Annotated in this window: 17 protein-coding genes; 13 read left to right on the top strand and 4 right to left on the bottom strand. The window is 37.8% G+C overall.

Annotation, left to right across the window (positions count from 1 at the left end; translation table 11 throughout):
• Nucleotides 1-48 precede the first annotated feature (48 nt).
• Nucleotides 49-1,110 (top strand): A/G-specific adenine glycosylase, encoded by a 1,062-nt coding sequence (mutY, locus tag ACIQXP_RS18105; protein ID WP_387506544.1) that lies wholly within the window; start codon nucleotides 49-51, stop codon nucleotides 1,108-1,110.
• Between the two features lie 53 nt (nucleotides 1,111-1,163).
• Nucleotides 1,164-1,601 carry a single-stranded DNA-binding protein gene (locus tag ACIQXP_RS18100; protein WP_134204333.1) on the top strand — a complete coding sequence of 146 codons (438 nt, stop codon included), beginning with the start codon at nucleotides 1,164-1,166 and terminating at the stop codon, nucleotides 1,599-1,601.
• Nucleotides 1,602-1,732: 131 nt separating this feature from the next.
• Here ACIQXP_RS18100 and ACIQXP_RS18095 read toward each other — a convergent pair whose 3' ends face one another.
• Nucleotides 1,733-3,169 (bottom strand): DUF4270 domain-containing protein, encoded by a 1,437-nt coding sequence (locus tag ACIQXP_RS18095; protein ID WP_387506540.1) that lies wholly within the window; start codon nucleotides 3,167-3,169, stop codon nucleotides 1,733-1,735.
• Nucleotides 3,170-3,190: 21 nt separating this feature from the next.
• Nucleotides 3,191-4,015: a glycogen/starch synthase gene (locus tag ACIQXP_RS18090; RefSeq protein ID WP_293742742.1), complete on the bottom strand. Its 825-nt coding sequence runs from the start codon at nucleotides 4,013-4,015 to the stop codon at nucleotides 3,191-3,193.
• Nucleotides 4,016-4,165: 150 nt separating this feature from the next.
• Here ACIQXP_RS18090 and panC point away from each other — a divergent pair, with 150 nt between their 5' ends.
• From panC to ACIQXP_RS18070, 4 genes are all read left to right on the top strand, one after another.
• Nucleotides 4,166-5,011, top strand: coding sequence for a pantoate--beta-alanine ligase (panC, locus tag ACIQXP_RS18085; RefSeq protein ID WP_293742743.1), 846 nt, complete (start codon nucleotides 4,166-4,168; stop codon nucleotides 5,009-5,011).
• 200 nt (nucleotides 5,012-5,211) lie between these two features.
• Nucleotides 5,212-5,562, top strand: coding sequence for an aspartate 1-decarboxylase (gene panD, locus ACIQXP_RS18080; RefSeq protein ID WP_134204325.1), 351 nt, complete (start codon nucleotides 5,212-5,214; stop codon nucleotides 5,560-5,562).
• A 4-nt stretch (nucleotides 5,563-5,566) separates the two neighbouring features.
• On the top strand, nucleotides 5,567-6,577 hold the full coding sequence (locus tag ACIQXP_RS18075) for a lysylphosphatidylglycerol synthase transmembrane domain-containing protein (RefSeq protein ID WP_293742744.1): 1,011 nt from the start codon (nucleotides 5,567-5,569) through the stop codon (nucleotides 6,575-6,577).
• A 356-nt stretch (nucleotides 6,578-6,933) separates the two neighbouring features.
• Nucleotides 6,934-8,073 carry an acyl-CoA dehydrogenase gene (locus tag ACIQXP_RS18070; RefSeq protein ID WP_387506537.1) on the top strand — a complete coding sequence of 380 codons (1,140 nt, stop codon included), beginning with the start codon at nucleotides 6,934-6,936 and terminating at the stop codon, nucleotides 8,071-8,073.
• A 63-nt stretch (nucleotides 8,074-8,136) separates the two neighbouring features.
• On the opposite strand, the gene ACIQXP_RS18065 is transcribed toward ACIQXP_RS18070, so the two are convergent.
• Complete coding sequence (locus tag ACIQXP_RS18065) at nucleotides 8,137-8,481, bottom strand: phage holin family protein (RefSeq protein WP_134204319.1); 345 nt, start codon at nucleotides 8,479-8,481, stop codon at nucleotides 8,137-8,139.
• Between the two features lie 17 nt (nucleotides 8,482-8,498).
• On the opposite strand from ACIQXP_RS18065, the gene ACIQXP_RS18060 reads away from it, so the two are divergent.
• From ACIQXP_RS18060 to ACIQXP_RS18040, 5 genes are all read left to right on the top strand, one after another.
• Nucleotides 8,499-8,930 carry a hypothetical protein gene (locus ACIQXP_RS18060; protein ID WP_293742746.1) on the top strand — a complete coding sequence of 144 codons (432 nt, stop codon included), beginning with the start codon at nucleotides 8,499-8,501 and terminating at the stop codon, nucleotides 8,928-8,930.
• Between the two features lie 121 nt (nucleotides 8,931-9,051).
• Nucleotides 9,052-9,516 carry a ribosome assembly cofactor RimP gene (gene rimP / locus ACIQXP_RS18055; protein ID WP_293742747.1) on the top strand — a complete coding sequence of 155 codons (465 nt, stop codon included), beginning with the start codon at nucleotides 9,052-9,054 and terminating at the stop codon, nucleotides 9,514-9,516.
• A gap of 1 nt (nucleotide 9,517) precedes the next feature.
• Nucleotides 9,518-10,762: a transcription termination factor NusA gene (nusA, locus tag ACIQXP_RS18050; protein ID WP_090503332.1), complete on the top strand. Its 1,245-nt coding sequence runs from the start codon at nucleotides 9,518-9,520 to the stop codon at nucleotides 10,760-10,762.
• Between the two features lie 60 nt (nucleotides 10,763-10,822).
• On the top strand, nucleotides 10,823-13,894 hold the full coding sequence (infB, locus tag ACIQXP_RS18045) for a translation initiation factor IF-2 (protein ID WP_293742748.1): 3,072 nt from the start codon (nucleotides 10,823-10,825) through the stop codon (nucleotides 13,892-13,894).
• A 173-nt stretch (nucleotides 13,895-14,067) separates the two neighbouring features.
• Nucleotides 14,068-15,300 carry an ATP-binding protein gene (locus tag ACIQXP_RS18040; RefSeq protein ID WP_387506533.1) on the top strand — a complete coding sequence of 411 codons (1,233 nt, stop codon included), beginning with the start codon at nucleotides 14,068-14,070 and terminating at the stop codon, nucleotides 15,298-15,300.
• A gap of 28 nt (nucleotides 15,301-15,328) precedes the next feature.
• Here the strand turns inward: ACIQXP_RS18040 and ACIQXP_RS18035 are convergent, their stop codons facing one another.
• Nucleotides 15,329-15,583, bottom strand: coding sequence for a helix-turn-helix transcriptional regulator (locus ACIQXP_RS18035; RefSeq protein WP_387506531.1), 255 nt, complete (start codon nucleotides 15,581-15,583; stop codon nucleotides 15,329-15,331).
• Nucleotides 15,584-15,840: 257 nt separating this feature from the next.
• Here ACIQXP_RS18035 and ACIQXP_RS18030 point away from each other — a divergent pair, with 257 nt between their 5' ends.
• Both ACIQXP_RS18030 and ACIQXP_RS18025 read left to right on the top strand, forming a co-directional pair.
• Nucleotides 15,841-17,076: a S41 family peptidase gene (locus ACIQXP_RS18030; RefSeq protein WP_387506529.1), complete on the top strand. Its 1,236-nt coding sequence runs from the start codon at nucleotides 15,841-15,843 to the stop codon at nucleotides 17,074-17,076.
• Nucleotides 17,077-17,234: 158 nt separating this feature from the next.
• A complete protein-coding gene (locus tag ACIQXP_RS18025) occupies nucleotides 17,235-18,662 on the top strand; it encodes an MAC/perforin domain-containing protein (protein ID WP_387506526.1) in 1,428 nt (475 codons plus the stop codon).
• Nucleotides 18,663-18,821 lie beyond the last annotated feature (159 nt).

Genomic DNA, 18,821 nt, shown 5'->3' with positions numbered 1-18,821 from the left:
TATTGCAAGTTTTTTTTTAATTGGATAAATAGACCGTAATTTGCGGTAATGACATTTCAAAATGAACTCATCAATTGGTACCTGATCAATAAAAGGGACCTGCCATGGCGGCACACTAATGATGCTTATACCATCTGGTTATCAGAGGTTATATTACAACAAACCAGAGTAGAGCAGGGGCTTCCATACTTCAATCGGTTTTTGGAAAATTTCCCTACAGTTACCGACTTTGCCCATGCAACAGAAGCCAAAGTTCTAAAGCTTTGGCAGGGTTTGGGTTATTATTCCAGAGGAAGGAATATGCATGCAACAGCCCGTATTGTGGTGCAGGATTATGGTGGAATCTTCCCGAATCTGCATGATGAGCTCATAAAATTGAAAGGAATTGGTGAGTATACTGCTGCAGCAATCTCTTCATTTTCCTCAGGAGAAGCACGGGCTGTGGTAGATGGAAATGTGTTTAGGGTGCTGTCCAGGTTTTATGGTTTGGCTACTCCAATAAATAGCCCTTCAGGTAAAAAAGAGTTTTATGCTTTGGCGAACGATTTGTTATATAGAGAAGATCCTGCCCTTTACAACCAGGCTATTATGGAGTTTGGGGCAATACAGTGTAAACCAAAATCGCCCAATTGTGGCATTTGTCCCCTCAGTCAGGATTGTTATGCTTTCAATTATGATCAGGTAAATGCGTTACCGGTTAAAATCCGTAAAGCCGCACAGAAACATCGATACATCAATTATTTTATTTGTTTTGAAGACGATAGGGTGTTGATCAGAGAGAGGCAGGCGGGTGATGTTTGGCAGCATTTATATGATTTCCCAAGTATAGAAACGACTCAACAATATGAATGGAAAGATTCATTATTCATTGATCAGGTAAAATCGGTATTTGGCAATCATGCCGAATTTAGTTTGATAAGTGCTAAAAAACACGTTTTAACACACCAAATAATCCATGTGCAATTTTTTGCATTAAAAAATTATATATTTAACTTTAATAAACAAAAGGAACTTAATTGGGTTTCTTTGAATAAATTAGATGAGTTGCCGCAGCCAAAAGTAATCCATGATTTTGTTCAGGAATATTTTTATAAGGACAAAATGGAATAATAACCATTTTACATGGCGCATTTGTAAAAGAAAACAACTAACCAAAAATATTTATGTCTGGGATTAACAAAGTTATTTTAGTAGGCCATTTAGGCAAAGACCCTGAAGTACGGCATTTAGACGGTGGCGTAACAGTAGCCAGCTTTCCATTAGCTACATCGGAAACATACAACAAAGACGGTAAGAGAGTAGAGCAAACAGAATGGCACAATATTGTATTATGGCGTGGATTGGCCGAGGTCGCCTCCAAATACCTGCAAAAAGGCAAACTGGTTTACATAGAGGGCAAACTAAGAACACGATCCTTTGAAGATAAAGAAAAGGTAAAAAAATATGTAACTGAAATCGTTGCAGAGAACTTTACCATGTTGGGTAGAAAAAGCGATTTTGAGCAAAATCCGACAACGCCTGCCCATCAACACACTGAAACTAAAATTGATGATGAATTTACAATTGGCCCTTCAGATGAAAACGGTGATCTTCCGTTTTAATCAGGAATTTAAAGTGATTTTTAAAGGCTACCTGATGAGAGGTAGCTTTTTTTATGCGCTTAATTTTAATTTAAAACAAAAAAACTCCTGCCGGTTTACAGACAGGAGTTCTGATGATCTCATGAAAATTATCAATTAATCTTAGTATAATAAATATTTAACTTGATCTTATTTGGGGTTGTACTGCCAGCACCTATAACCGATCTTTCAGCAGATGTGGCACTTGGCACAATCTGAAAATCAGTATAAGATGTAGGCGCCAGGAATGTGCCATAGTCTTCCATGTTTTTGTCGATCAGGCTTTGTACGTAACTGGTTACAATAAAGATGTAACGTTTCTTTAACGAATCGAAATAACCTCCAAAAAGTGCAGCACCGCCAGAAGTGCTACTTGAAAATGTTGTGTAATCAGGTATGTTCGCAGGCTGCTGTGCAATGTCCCAACGGTATAAAGAAAGCCGTTGTGCTGCATTAAAAGGATATGCAGGTGCACTCTCTCCAATTTCTACAACCAATTCTGCCTTATTGATAACTGCTTTCCCGTAAGTACCCCTAAAGTTTGCCAGTTCAGGGAAATTCAATTTGGTTTTTACACCAACTAAGCCCTGTAAATAAGTGACATTATATTGCTGTTTTGGATCAGTTGGAGTTGGGATAGCAATTTGTTTCTCTATTTCTGTGCCTGTATAATCGTGTTTAATATTGGCGGCTATACCCGAAATAAAAGAACCACCAGTACCGTTTGAAACCATTTTTCCAATAGGGAAATTTACAGTTGCAGTATCTACGCCATTGGAAGTATTCGTCTTTTTCCAAACCAGTTGCAGGTACGAGTCAGTTCCCGAAAAGTTAAAGAATGCAATCCCGCCAACGCCTGTAGAAGATGTTTTATTAACCTGTGCATACAAACCTTTAAAAGATTCTATAAACTTGCTTTCTGTCGCTGTTCCTGCGGTACCCTGATTAAGTATGGCGTTTTGTATAAATGCCTTGTTTAGCGGTATTCTGATCTGAGCTGGTACGGTTTTTAAAGTATCGGCTTTGCCGCTAACAATATCATATACCTTTCGTTTTGTATTTGGAGCCAGTTTGCCGGTAAAATTGCCTAATAAAGTATTATTGATAGACTGAACATCAGAACTTTTATAATTGGTTATCTTATTGGCCAATTGGAATACATCTATGCTATATTTAGAATTTGTGGTGTCACCATAAAATTTGGTCACCGTGCTCGTTTCGTCAAACTTTAATACTAAAACGGCTGAGTCAAGTTGAGGTGCCGTTCCAAAATCATAACTAGTGCTTGCCGGATAAACAGTCATCGCTATACCTGCCTCTGTTTTACCAAAAACAGGATCGGTCATGTAACCTAACGGATAGCGGTTCAGCCCTGAAGTATTAGCGGCCGCTTCTGGTACAAGTTGTGTGGTAATAGGAGATACTACCAAAGTTCCGGTAATAGCCGTATTAGGGTCAACATCTAAGCCAACGCCATCTGGGTTTTTACATGATGCAAAAAGAAAAAGACTTATCAACAGGGTTAATAAGTCTTGTTTTGTAAATTTCATATTTAAAATAATAATACCTGATTAAGCTACTGAAACCAATTCATCATTTGAAATCTCTTCATAGAAGTTATAGAAGTTTTCAAAATTCTCGGTTAAGTTAAAAGCTAATGTTGGCTTATTGGAATCTTTAACAAATTTTAACACATCCTGGTTTAGGTTTTCGTCTCCTAAAACCACTGCATCTGAGTGGGTTATAGCACCGATGTGCATGCTGTCACAGTCAGATGGCAAAAATGCTTTAGTGTCATCTTCCGTCATATTGGCCATCACTGCTTTGGTAGCAAAATTTGCATTCAATTTTTCTGTAAAACCATCCTCATAAACAGAATAAACTACTTTTGAATTCTTAAAGGTAGGATCGTTTTTGTAAGTGGTTTTAATGTAAGCAGGAACCAAAGCACTCATCCAGCCATGGCAGTGAACAATATCTGGTGCCCAACCTAATTTTTTAACCGTCTCTAATGCGCCTTTGCAGAAGAAAATCGTGCGTTCATCATTGTCATCGAAAAATTTTCCGCTGGCATCTCTGAATACCTGTTTGCGTTGGAAATATTCTTCGTTGTCTAAGAAATAAACCTGCATGCGTGCAGCGGGGATGGAGGCTACCTTGATGATTAAAGGGTTATCGTTGTCATCAATAATGATGTTCATTCCCGATAAGCGGATTACTTCGTGTAAACGATTTCTTCTTTCGTTGATATTACCGAATTTTGGCATCAAGATGCGGATTTCGAATCCTTTTTCTTGCATAGCCTGTGGCAATTGGCGCGTAATTTCAGAAATTTTAGTAAGCTCGAGGAAAGGCGACATCTCGTGTGTAACAATCAGCAGCTTCGTTTTTGCCATCTCCATATTTTAAGAAAATATTAAGTTAAATAAAAGATAATGAGCTGCAAAGGTAAGCATAATAATACTATTTATCAATATAGCAAGCATTTGTTTGGTTTCATTTAGATTAATTTACACCTTTACAGCTTTAATTTAGATTGTCCAAAATTGGAAATATTTAAAACCAAAGCAGCGCTTAAGGCTTTTTTGCAGCCATTAAAAGCTTCAGCTAAAAAAATAGCGTTGGTGCCCACCATGGGCGCTCTGCACAACGGCCATATCTCACTGATCAAACTGGCCCAGCAAAATGCAGATGTTATCATCTGCAGTATTTTTGTAAATCCTACACAGTTTACCGATCCTAAAGATCTGGAAAAATACCCACGGCCGATCGAGCATGATCTGGCGATGCTGGCCGATGCCGGCTGTAACGCTGTGTTTATGCCAAATGTTGAAGAGATGTATCCGAATGGTGCTGATGAGGCATGGCATATAGATTTAGGTAAAGCCGAATTTTTATTGGAAGGCGAGTTTAGAAAAGGCCATTACCAGGGCGTAACGCAGATTGTAAAAAAATTGTTTGATGCGGTAGAACCCGATGTGGCAATGTTCGGACAAAAAGATTTCCAGCAGGTATTGATGATTAAAAATATGCTGTCTTATTTTAAATTGCCTATTACCATTATTACCTGTCCTATTATCCGCGAAGATGATGGTTTAGCGATGAGCAGCAGGAATATCCATTTATCAACCGATGAACGCCTGCATTCACTTGTCTTGAGTAAATCGCTGCAGTTCGTTGTTGATCATTTTGATGAATATCCACTTGCAGAACTGGTAGATAAGGCAAAAGCATGCTATCAGGGCATAGAAGTGGTTGAACTCGATTATTTTACCATTGCCGATGGCAATACACTGGAGCCGGCCAAATCAAAAGATGAAGATAACTTGGTCGCCCTGGTTGCTGCAAAGGTGGGTTCAACGAGATTGATTGATAATATGATTATAAAGTGATGGAAAATAGGCGCGGTAAGATGAAAGAGGTGTAAGATAATTGCTCATCGTCTTATGGTTAACGGCAGGGGCCCTGAAGCTATTTACTATGAACGATCATGTATGACTCTTTTCATGACGTATATAACCAACCATCATCCATTTTCCATATTACGTCTTCCTTTAGTGTGAAACTCCAAACTGATTACTAACTTTGCCAAATGGTTATCACAATATTAAAATCGAAAATACACCGTGTTAGGGTAACACAAGCCGAATTGAATTATGTAGGCAGTATTACGATAGATGAGGATTTGATGGATGCGGCTAACATTATTGCTAATGAAAAGGTGCAGATTGTAAATAATAATAATGGTGCACGTTTCGAAACTTACGTAATAAAAGGTGAGCGCGGAACGGGAACCATTTGTTTAAATGGTGCAACAGCCCGTTTGGCTCAACTAGGTGATGTGCTCATTATTATGTCATACGGTGCATTGCCAATAGAAGAGGCCAAAAAATATAATCCAATATTGGTTTTCCCTGATGATAATAATCATTTGCTAAAATAACCTTGTGACATTCGACCTTAAAACAGCGCTAAAATTTATCATCCTGTTTTTAATAGGAATAGGGGTGTTGTATTTAGCTTTTCGGGGTCAGGATTTAGAAAAGATTTGGCAGGAAATTAAAACAGCTAATTACTTTTGGGTAATTATTTCTGCCATTGCGGTTTTAATTGCCCACGTGTTGCGGGCTTTGCGCTGGCAAATGTTATATCAATCTATTCATTATAATGTAGGCTTTTGGCATGCGTACCACGCAGTAATGATCGGTTACCTGGCCAATCTGGCTTTGCCGCGTTTTGGCGAAATTGGTCGCTGTTCCGTTATTCGTAAAGCAGCAAAGGTACCTATGTTTGCCTCTATTGGAACTGTAATTACCGAGCGGCTGTTTGATGTAGTGATGCTTTTTCTGACTAGTTTGGCGATGCTGATCTTTCAATATGATATCGTAGCCGACTTCCTTTATCAAACCATATATCTCAATCTGGCTAAAAAATTAAATGCGGTTAACTATTGGTGGTTGGTTGGTTTTAGTGCCGTTATATTGCTGCTCATTGTTATTTCAATCTATTTTCTCCGTCAAAAATTTGGTAAAAAATTCTTACGCATTTTTGTAAATCTTCGTCAGGGTTTTGGCTCTTACAGCAAGTTGAAAAAAAAAGGTTTGTTCCTAACCTACACCCTTGGTATTTGGGCTTTCTACTTGCTTTCTATGTATTTTGCTTTTTCTTCCATTCCAAGTACTTCAGATTTACATTTAAATGCTGCATTTACAGCAATTGTATTTTCTGGTTTTGCTATGGCGGCACCTGTTCAAGGCGGTATCGGTGTTTTTCATTGGATGGTTGCCCAGTCACTGGTATTGTATGGCATATCTTTTAAAGATGGCTTAGCTTACTCAACCATTATTCATTCCTCACAGTTTTTGCTAATTCTGGTTTTAGGGAGTTTAAGTTTGTTTTTCATCTTAACCAAAAGGGATGCCGTTTCCCTTGTGAACGCAGTCCATAACACTAAATAAAAAACAAATCTTTTATTGCTGCTATATGGTTTTCGTTGGCTTAATAGTACAGCTGCCTTTTTGTTAATAAACCTGACCGGCAGCGTTGTCCCGGTTTATGCACTATTCTTTTACTTTTTTGTGTGCATGTTTGTTTCACAGGTTTCACCGGTAAAGCAAAGGGAAGGGCTATCGGAGCCCCTTAATTCCTGCTCTTGCTTTTCAAAAAATAAAAGAAACATCTGGTTAAAGCAATAGATCTTTACTAATATACCATTACAACATCCAATGAGTTTAAAAATAAATTACTATGCAGCCATAGTAATTTCAATCAGAAATGCTACATTTGATTTACTAACCTTTTATACATAAATGTTATGCATTTTGAATTAAGTGAAGAGCAATTAATGATTCAGCAAGCTGCCCGCGATTTTGCGCAGCAAGAATTAAAGCCTGGCGTAATTGAAAGAGATGAGCATCAGAAATTTCCGGCCGAGCAGATAAAAAAACTTGGAGAACTCGGCTTCTTAGGGATGATGGTGAATGAAAAATATAACGGAAGCGGACTTGATGCCATTTCTTACGTGCTGGTTATGGAAGAGCTTTCAAAAATAGATGCGTCTGCATCTGTTGTGGTTTCGGTAAATAATTCATTGGTTTGTTACGGTTTAGAAGCCTACGGTACTGAAGCCCAAAAGGAAAAATATCTAAAGCCGCTGGCTGCCGGCGAAAAAATAGGCGCTTTTTGCTTGTCAGAGCCCGAAGCCGGATCTGATGCCACATCGCAACGTACAACAGCCGAAGATAAAGGAGATTATTATCTGCTTAATGGTACCAAAAACTGGATCACAAACGGAAGTACCGCATCAACTTACCTGGTTATTGCACAAACCCATCCCGAATTAAGACATAAAGGTATAAATGCTTTTATCGTAGAAAAAGGAATGGAGGGGTTTACTGTTGGGCCAAAGGAGAATAAGCTGGGCATCCGTGGCTCTGATACGCATTCGTTGATGTTTAACGATGTTAAAGTGCCAAAAGAAAATAGAATTGGTGACGACGGTTTTGGGTTCAAATTTGCCATGAAAACATTAGAAGGAGGAAGGATTGGTATTGCGGCCCAGGCTTTGGGTATTGCACAAGGCGCTTTCGAATTGGCAACGCAGTATGCAAAAGAGCGTAAATCATTTGGGAAACCCATTGCTGAGCATCAGGCTATTGCTTTTAAACTTGCTGATATGGCGACGCAGATTGAAGCCGCCAGGTTGTTGGTTTATAAGGCTGCCTGGCTAAAAGATCAGGGTTTGCCCTATACACAGGAGGGGTCCATGGCGAAGTTGTTTGCTTCGAAAGTGGCTATGGATGTAACTGTAGAAGCTGTACAGGTATACGGCGGTTATGGTTTTGTTAAAGAATATCACGTAGAACGGTTGATGCGAGACGCAAAAATTACCCAGATTTACGAAGGTACCTCTGAGATCCAGAAAATGGTGATATCAAGAGAGGTTATTCGTTAGTTTTGAGTTTGAGGTTGGGAGCTTGGAGTTACTTGTCCAAACTCTCAACTCCAAACTCTCAACTTATTCCTTCTCTCCCGCAATGGCACTAAATACAGCCTTAATCAAAGCAACCACAACCGCTAAAAATGCTGCAGCAATAAAGCCTGATGTATTGAAAGAGGTCATCATGTTATCAACCAGTAAAATCATTAAAACGGTGATGATAAATGATACCAATCCCAGGGTTAAAAAATTGATTGGGAAAGTTAATAGCCTTAGGATGAACCCAATTGTTGCATTTGCAAGTGCAATCAGCACTGAAGCGATAATGGCATTTCCGAAGCCATCAATACTTACCCCCGGCACTAGTTTTGCGCCTATAAAAAACGCCAGTCCTGTTAGCAGGATTTCAATAATAAATCTCATAATTGTTATTTTTGTAAATGTATAAACGCTATTTTACCTATTCGGCTATACTTTGGGTTTCCATATCCCTGTTTTCATGTTCGAATAGAAACAATAAACCGGTGATTAAGTTTTCTGGAGATAGCACTTCGATCATCATTAAGAATATTGATGAGGCGAGCCTTTTGCAGGTTAGAAATGCTTATAGGAGCAAAACTGATACCGTCAATTTGATCTCGGTTTTGATCAGGCCAGGCGATCTGGATAGTATTCAGGATGAGCGGGAAGTGCCTGGAGAGATCAGAATATTAGGCGATTCGCTTGTGTTTAGTCCTGACCGGCCTTTTTCAAAGGGTAAGGAGTACCTGGTAGAAAGTTACATTGGGGTAAAATTTGCGACTGTTAGCGATCTTATTAAGGGAAAGGGTAAGCAGAACTTAAAAGCACAGCAGCAAACACTTAAACGGTAATAATCAGCATAATAATTCGTGCAGGTGTTTGATTTTTTACAAAAAATTACTACATTTGCATCGTAATCGAAGAAAAGAGAAGGGGACAATGTCCCCTTTTTCTATGAAATCAGGTTGAAATATGCAGGTAGAAAAGAGAGTTGCAGCCCTCGTAGAGGAAAAAATTGCAGATCGGCCAGAACTGTTTTTGGTTGATGTGAAAATGTTGCCAAACAATAAATTGATTATTCATGTTGATGGCGACGAAGGTATTAGCATACAGGATTGTGTAGCCATAAGCAGGCATGTTGGTTTTCATCTCGAAGAAGAGAATGCAATAGAGCAGGCTTATAATTTAGAAGTTTCTTCCCCGGGCGTTGGCGAGCCTTTAAAATTAATCCGTCAGTACAATAAAAATGTTGGCCGTACAGTAAGTATTAAGTTTAAAGAAGGGTCAAAAAAAGAAGGGAAACTGCTAGTGGTTACAGAAAATAATCTGCTGATTGAAGAATCGGTTAAAGAAAAAGGGAAAAAGGCGGTAGCAATTCAGACAGATGTTCCGTTTAATGATATATTAGAAACAAGTGTGTTAATTTCATTTAAGTAAAATGAGTACTACAACAATTAATTTGATCGACTCTTTTCAAGAGTTCAAAGATTTCAAAAATATAGATCGCCCAACGGTGATCAGTGTGCTGGAAGAAGTTTTTCGTAGCATGTTGCGTAAAAAATACGGAACAGACGAGAACTGTGATGTAATTGTGAATCCTGATAACGGGGATTTGGAGATCTGGAGAACGAGAAAAGTAATGGAGGATGGATTTTCTGAGGATGATGATTTAGAGATCGAACTTGCTGATGTACACAAACTTGATCCGACCTTAGAAGTTGGCGATGATTATATTGAGCAGATTACGCTGGAAAGCTTCGGTCGCAGAGCGATTTTAGCTGCACGCCAAACACTCGTTTCTAAAGTTTTGGAATTAGAGAAAGATGAAATTTTCAAGAAATATAAAGATCGTGTTGGTGAAATTGTAACCGGCGAGGTTTATCAGGTTTGGAAAAAAGAAACTTTGGTTTTAGATGATGAAGGTAACGAACTTTTAATGCCTAAAACCGAGCAGATTCCTGCTGATTATTTCAAAAAAGGTGATTCTGTAAGAGCAGTGATTTCTAAAGTTGAAATGATCAATGCCAATCCAAAAATTATTATTTCGAGAACGGCACCAGAATTTTTACAACGCTTGTTCGAGCAGGAAGTTCCGGAAATTTTCGATGGTTTGATTACCATCAAGAAAATTGTTCGTGAACCGGGAGAGCGTGCTAAAGTTGCGGTTGAATCGTACGATGACCGTATTGATCCGGTTGGAGCATGCGTGGGTATGAAAGGATCACGTATCCACGGGATCGTTCGGGAGTTGAAAAACGAAAATATTGACGTGATTAACTTCACTAATAATATTTCATTATACATTACCCGTGCTTTAAGCCCGGCTAAAATCACATCTATCAAATTGGATGATGAAACCAAACATGCATCGGTTTACTTAAAACCAGATCAGGTTTCATTGGCCATCGGACGTGGCGGACATAACATTAAACTGGCGGGTAAATTAACTGGTTATGAAATTGATGTTTACCGTGAAGCAGGTGAAGAAAGTGACGAGGATGTGGATTTAGAAGAATTCTCAGATGAGATTGATAGCTGGATCATTGATGAATTAAAGGCTATCGGGTGCGATACTGCTAAGAGTGTTTTAGCACTTACAGTAGAAGATTTGGTAAAACGCACCGACTTAGAAGAAGAAACCATTAAAGAAGTGGTTCAGATTTTACAGTCAGAATTTGAATAAGTGGTGTAATTGCCAAATAAACACTACTTTTGTTTTATTATAAAAAATAACAGGAGCTAAATGTCAGACGACAAACCAATCATTTTAATTAAAGCTATTAAAGAACTTAATATAGGCATGGGTACAGCCGTTGAGTTTTTAAACAAAAAAGGCTTCTCTGCCGAGAAGAGCCCTATGTTTAAACTTACGGGTGAGATGTATAATGCCTTATTGAAAGAGTATCAGGGAGATAAGATCGTAAGAGAAGAAGCCAAACAAATAGTGATTGGTAAAATACGTCGCGACGAGCCTGAAACTGAGAAGCCAGTAGAAGCGCCGAAAAAAAATGCCGATTTTGAGAAAAATGAGGAGATTTTAATTAAAAATGCTCAATCATTTACCCCGCCGGTAGAAAAACCTAAGGCGGTAGAAACGCCTAAAGCTGAAGCGCCAACACCAGCACCTGCGGCAGCAGTAGAACCAGTAAAAGAAAATAAAGCTGAAGAAACCGGATTACCTGGGGTTAAAATTGTAGGAAAGATCGATTTAAATGATCTTAACCCAAAAACACGCCCGGCTAAAAAAGATGAAACACCTGTTGCATCACCGCCTGTTGCAGAACAAGCAGCAGTTAAAGCGCCAGAACCTGTAAAGCCGGTTGAACAACCCAAAGTGGAAGAAAAACCAGTTGAGGTTAAAAAAGAAGAAGCTCCTGTTGTATCAGCACCAGTTGCGGAAACACCAGTAGCCAAAGCAGCTGAGCCTGTGAAACCGGTTGAACAGCCTAAAGCCGAGGAGAAACCAGCTGAAGCAAAACCGGTAAGCAACGAGCCTGAAGTAATTAAAGCACGTACTGTTAAATTAACAGGTCCGAATATTATTGGTAAAATTGTTTTACCAACAACGCCGGATAGGAGAAACGGTCCGGTAGCATCATCTAGTGATAGTGAAGCTGCTAAACGTAAGCGTAAACGTAAGAAAACCCCGGGAGCACCCGGACAACCAGGTCAACAAGGTGGTCAGGGCCAGCAAGGCCAGCATAACCCTGCAGGTCAGGGGGGGGCACCAGGTCAGCCTCGCCAGCCTTATCAGGGCAACAGGCAAGGTGGCGGTACACCGTACCAGGGTAACAGACCAGCCGGACAGGGTGGAACGCCTTATCAGGGAAATAGAAATAACAATAACAGACCAGGTTTCCAAAATAGAAACGCTACACCAAGCGGGCCTAAAGAAGAACCTACTGAGAAAGAAATTCAAGATCAGATCAAAGCAACTCTTGCCCGTTTAAGTGGTGCGGGTAAATCTGGTAAATTTGCACAACGTGCTAAATTGCGTCGTCAGAAACGTGATGACGTAGCATTTAATGCAGAGGAAGCGGCAAATGAGCTTGAATCGCAGTCGAAAATATTAAAAGTAACAGAGTTTGTTACAGCTAATGAGTTAGCGAACATGATGGATGTACCGGTTACCAAAATTATTGGTACTTGTATGAGTCTTGGTATGTTTGTTTCCATTAATCAACGCTTAGATGCTGAAACCTTAACCATCGTGGCCGATGAGTTTGGTTATGAAATTCAATTCATAAAACCAGATGAAGAGGAGGACAATGTAATTGAGGAAGAAGATAATGAGGCCGATTTAATTGAAAGAGCTCCGGTTGTAACGATTATGGGGCACGTCGATCACGGTAAAACTTCATTGCTGGATTATATCCGTAAAGCAAATGTGGTGGCTGGTGAGGCCGGTGGTATCACCCAGCACATTGGTGCTTACATGGTAACTACACCTTCAGGTAAAAAAGTAACTTTTCTGGATACTCCGGGTCACGAAGCCTTTACGGCGATGCGTGCACGTGGTGCCAAGGCAGCCGATATTGCCATTATTGTTATTGCAGCGGATGATGCAGTGATGCCTCAAACAAAAGAGGCTATCAACCACGCACAGGCAGCGGGCGTACCATTGGTATTTGCTTTCACAAAAGTAGACAAACCAGGTGCCAATGCAGATAAGGTACGTGAGCAATTATCGGTGATGAATATCCTGGTTGAGGATTGGGGTGGTAAGTATCAATCGCAGGAAATCTCAAGCAAAAGCGGCTTAAATGTCGATTTGCTTTTAGATAAGGTCTTATTAGAAGCTGAGTTATTAGAGCTGAAAGCCAATCCGAATAAACGTGCTACAGGTACGGTAATCGAATCGGCCTTAGATAAAGGACGTGGTATTGTAACTACCGTATTGGTTCAGGGCGGTACCTTAAAAGTTGGAGATCCAATCTTAGCAGGTAGCTACAGTGGACGTGTAAAAGCGTTAACCAATGAACGTGGTGCTAAGGTTCATTCAGCAGGTCCATCACAACCGGTACAGGTTTTGGGTATGCAGGGTGCGCCTACAGCAGGTGATCGTTTCAATGCTTTAGAAAGTGAAACCGAAGCACGTGATATTGCAAACAAACGGATGCAGTTACAGCGTGAGCAGGGCTTACGTACGCAGAAACACATTACTTTGGATGAGATTGGTCGTCGTTTAGCAATCGGTAACTTTAAAGAACTTAATATCATTGTTAAAGGTGATGTGGATGGTTCTATCGAGGCGTTATCAGATTCATTACTGAAATTATCTACAGAGCAGATCCAGATCAATATCATCAGTAAAGGTGTTGGTCAGATTTCAGAATCTGATGTATTGCTGGCTTCCGCTTCAGATGCAATTATTATCGGTTTCCAGGTTCGTCCGTCAACAGGTGCACGTAAACTGGCTGAGGCTGAACAGATAGATATCCGCTTATATTCTATCATTTACGATGCGATCAATGAGATTAAATCGGCAATGGAAGGTATGTTGGATCCAGAATTTGAAGAGAAAATTGTGGCTAACGTGGAGATTCGCGAAACATTCAAAATTACAAAAGTCGGTACCATTGCAGGTTGTATGGTATTGGATGGTAAGATTACCCGTAACAGCAAAATCCGTATCGTTAGAGATGGTGTTGTAGTGTATACAGGTGAGTTGGCATCTTTAAAACGCTATAAGGATGATGTGAAAGAAGTATCTAAAGGATATGAGTGTGGTTTAAATATTCAAAACTTTAATAACATCGAAGTTGGTGATATTGTAGAAGCTTACGAACAAGTTGAAGTAGCAAGAAAGCTTTAATTAGTTTAAAACATATGATTTAAAGTGGCCTCAAAAGGGCCACTTTTTTTATGCTAACAAATTAATTAACTTAAAAATATCGGATAATTTTTAGTTTTCAACTTAAAAATATCGTATAATTTTAATTTGTTATCTTAAAATTATCGATATTTGTATTTTTGATATTTATCATTATGGAGAGATCAGCGGCTTTAAAATCGTTAAAAAATCACTTAGTCAAACCTCAGCATACCATTATTATAGGTTCAAGGCAGATAGGGAAGACTACACTTGTTAAGCAATTGGCAGAACAGCTAGAAAGAGATAAAGAAGTGGTTTATTTTCTTACATTTGAAGATCCTACCATTTTAGAGGCTGTAAATCAGCATGCCGAAAATATTTTTAACTATACACTGTTACCAGCTGATTTACCAGCAGATAAACGATTGTATATTATTATTGATGAAGTTCAGTATGCAAAAGACCCCAGTAAATTTTTAAAGCTTTTATACGATAAATACTCGCCAAAATTAAAAATCATTGCGACGGGAAGTAGCGCCTTTTACATTGATAAAAGTTTTAAAGATAGCCTGGCCGGTAGGAAAAAAGTATTCGAATTTTTTCCTTTGGCCTTTGATGAGTTTCTCCATTTTAAAGGTGAAGATGGATTAATTACTGAGTGGGAACAAATGAAAAAACGAGTTACTTACCAGGGACTACAGCGTAGCCGTATAAATGCGCTTTTCGATGAATATTTGATTTACGGTGGTTATCCGGCTGTTGTTTTGGCTGATACAGAACAAGAAAAGCAGGAAATGCTTAAAGAGCTCGTAAACAGTTATATGAAAAAAGATGCTTTGGAAGCAGGAATCAAGGAAGAACTCAAGTTTTTTCAGCTGGCAAGGTTGTTAGCCGATCAAACCGGCAATTTGGTGAATAACCATGAGTTGGGTAATACCCTGCAGATGGCAAGTTCTACGGCAGAGAATTACATTTACCTGATGCAAAAAACGTTTATTGTTCGGTTGCTTTCTCCATTTTACGGCAATGTGCGGAAAGAACTAACCAAAATGCCAAAGGTTTATTTTAACGATAACGGCTTGCGTAATGCCTTGTTAAATAATTTTTCGAAGTTAAACGATAGGTCTGATAAAGGTGAATTGCTGGAAAATTATGTTTATTGCAGGTTAAGGCAATTGTATGATGCCGATCATCTGCATTTCTGGCGCACGGCTGATGGTAATGAAGTAGATTTTGTGGTAGAAGAGCAGCTCAACAAAGGATTGGCCTATGAAGTAAAATACAACGATGTAAAGTTTAAGCCTAATAAGTATAAGAAATTTTTAGAAGCATATTGCGACTTCAATTTGGCTTGTGTTTGTAAACTGATTACCAAAGATGATTCAATAGAAGCGATTCGATTATAACTCGCTGACCTTAAAGTGAAATGCTATATCAAAAATATTGGTGCGCTTTCTTTTTTTGGGAAATTACTCTAGCCTTTTTAAATCCTGATTGGATGATAATATCCTGAATGGAAATTTCATAAAGTTCGGCTATTTTACCAAGCTGTGAAAGAGAAAAATCAACTTCATTGTTTTCCCATTTTCTGTAAGCAACCCTGCTTATTCCGATTACATCAGCTGCGCATTGCTGTGTGTACTTATATTTATTTCTATACTTTCTTAAAGTAATCCCTATATCCAACATCCCTGAGAAGCAGTAATAAACTGTATTTTTACTTGATATAATTATTATGTATTAATAAATACATTGTGATAATACAGGATTGTCAAAATTAACAAATTAAATATGTTTATTTGCCTTGGATTTAATTTATGGAAAAAAAATAATGTTTCTTATAAATGGTTTTAATTTATTCAAATCTCGCGCTTATAAAATTGAAAACTTATAATAATAAACATCCATTTTTTAGGATATCAATAAAATTCATCATCTTTTTATTAATGGTGTCATTTTATTCCTCTTGCAAAAAGGAATTAGCTACTGTTAAAAACGAAGATGAGATTGTGTCTCCAACTACTGGGACAAGAACAGAGTTTACACTCGATTCTATTTTTTTGTACGCTAAACAGATTTATTTATGGAATGACGCACTGCCCGATTACACTACTTTTAGGCCAAGAGAAAGGTATAACGATGTACAATCTGAAATAAGTGCATTTAGAAGCGAACTTTACGATATTTCCCAATTTAAAATTAATCAGGCAACAGGTAAGCCATTTGAACTTTCGACTTATAATAAATTACCGAAATACTCATACCTCCAGCCAGGTAGAACGACTGGCGGAGGGAATCGGGGCGGGTTAATAAATGGAGAAGCCGTTTTAGCTAAACGTCTTATTCATTTAAACGAAAAAGTAATTGCTTATGTAGCCTTAGGTTCATTCCCATCTTTAAGCAATGCCGAATCCAAATTAGATCAGGTCTTTGATGAAATAGCTACGGATAAGCCAAAATACCTGGTTTTAGATTTACGTGCTAATGGCGGCGGCTATGTAGAAACAGCGGAGTATGTTGCTAATTTAATCGCTCCCATTACATTAAATGGTAAAGTAATGTATTCAGAACAGTTTAATCAAACACTCCAAAGTGCGAAGGCAACAATTCTTCGTCATCAGCCTTATCTGGATGAAAACGGAAGAACCGTTATACATAATGGTCGCCTGGCAACACTTGCCGACGTTGATTATACAGAAAGTGGCAATACGTATAAATTCAGTAAAAAAGGAAGTTTGCAATCAATACAAGAAGTGTATATTATCGTGTCCGGTCAGACAGCTTCAGCCAGCGAATTATTGATCAGTTGTCTTAAACCTTATTTCAACGTTAGGTTAATAGGTGAAAAGACATACGGAAAACCAGTTGGCTTCTTTGCAGTTAATATTGATCAATATAATGTTTACCTAAGTAGCTTTCTCATTAAAAATGCCCAGGGATGGTCTGATTACTTTAATGGAATGGAACCTGATCTCAATATTATTATGCCTGACAATCCGATATTAGGTGATACGGAAGAACCCTGTTTAAAGGCCACAATTGCTTTGATTAATGGAAAAATCCAAGCGCAGTCTCAGAAAAGTGCCAGTATCTTAAAACAGAGATTAAATGCAATGCCAGTATTAATTAATCGGAAGGATTCTATTGGAATGATCGAAAATAGGCTGAAGTTAAGGTATTAATGTCTTTTTAGATTTGATGATATATAATCATATGTTTTATGCTCCAGACTATTTAATTCTATTCTAAAATAATAATAATTGGAAATATGATAATCTGGCCTTATCATAATTGATTTTTCTTGTCGGTAGTTTTGTAAAAAAAAATAACAAATACTTACATGAAAAACAATTACAAATTAAAGGCTATTTGCATGCTGTGTGTGATTACAGCGGCATTTAGCAGTTGCAAGAAAAATGAACTTGCCGAAGAGAAAGGGCTAAAAAATAATCACGGCAAAATAGCATATTCAGGTGATAAAAAATATGATGTTTTAGGATATGGTTATGATGTAACTGATCTGTTTGCGGAAAAAGAATCGACAAGATTTCAGGTTATTGACATTGAAAAATTTGTGGCTCAGGATCCAGGCAGTTATTTACCTAAACTGGGTGTAGTTGATTATTATGATTATACATTTGGAGAAAATGGTTCCAGTTATTCAAAGAGGTTATCACAAAAATATTCTGCTTCACCAGACGTTTTTGGATTATTCAAAGGAGAATTAAACTTATCTTTTGCTGGAAAAGATAGCTCTTCATCTAAATATATTTATGCTTCAGCTAGAAAAATAATTGAACAAAAGAGTATGCAGATATTCTCGACGGCTGCTAATATAAGAGAAAATTATCTTACAGACAAGTTTAAATCAGACGTATCTAGCCTATCTGCTCAACAATTGATCGCGAAATATGGTACCCATGTACTAACGGATATTACCCTTGGTGCCAGATTTGATTTTAACTACCAAAGTCAAACAAATAATTCAAAAAGAGAGGAAGCTTCCAAAGCCGGTCTAAAATATAATGGATTATTATCTATTGTTAATGTTACAGCGGATATTGAAGTTAATAAGGTTGAAGCAAATTCTAATTTTAATCAAACTGTACATTATAGATCTATTGGGGGTGATGGAACAAAAGGTTTGATCGGCGATATTACATTAGATAATTCACCTCAAAAGTTAACAGTTGCTGCTTGGCAGAGTAGTTGCAATATTGATAATGCTGTATTAATTAAAATTGGGAAAAATGGTTTAATACCTATAGAAGATTTAATTGGTGATCCAGTTAAAAAGGCAGAGGTTAAGAATTATATTGCCCAATATTATATTGAACATGAATATAAGTTAACACCAGATCCTGTAACTGTATTTTATAGTGCTAAAGATAATAATCATGTTTATACCATTAATAAAAATGATTATCCTTACGCTCAAAACGGCTTTTCTGATTTTGGTACAGGTTTTCGTGCATTTACCTCTCAAGTTCCTGGTTCATTGCCTGTTCATGTATTTTATCATTCTGTTAATAGAAATCATACTTATACAATTAATCGCTATGATTACCCTTATGAACAAAACGGATATACATATTTAGGTGTAAACTTTTACGCATACCCTTCTCAGGTAGCGGGCTCTTCACCTGTTCATGTATATTATACCAACGCTGGTGGTGGAGATCACGTATATACTATTAACAAAAATGATTATCCTTACTTACAGCATGGATTTTCATATCTTGGAGTTAATTTTTATGCAATCAAATAATAATAATTAAGTGATTTCTGAATCTTAAATGATGAAGTTACTATTATAATGTTTATATATAAGTTAAAGGGGGTGTCTAAAAAGGCTCCCTCTTTTTGTTTATAGCAAAAGTTGATTTTTTTCAGCTTCTTATGAATAGCTTTAATTTATGCTTATTTA

Origin of the sequence: Pedobacter suwonensis (genome assembly GCF_044762335.1) — a bacterium.
Taxonomy (GTDB): Bacteria; Bacteroidota; Bacteroidia; order Sphingobacteriales; family Sphingobacteriaceae; genus Pedobacter.
Note: the sequence above shows the minus strand (reverse complement) of the source record. Positions and strands in the feature narration are given on the sequence as shown.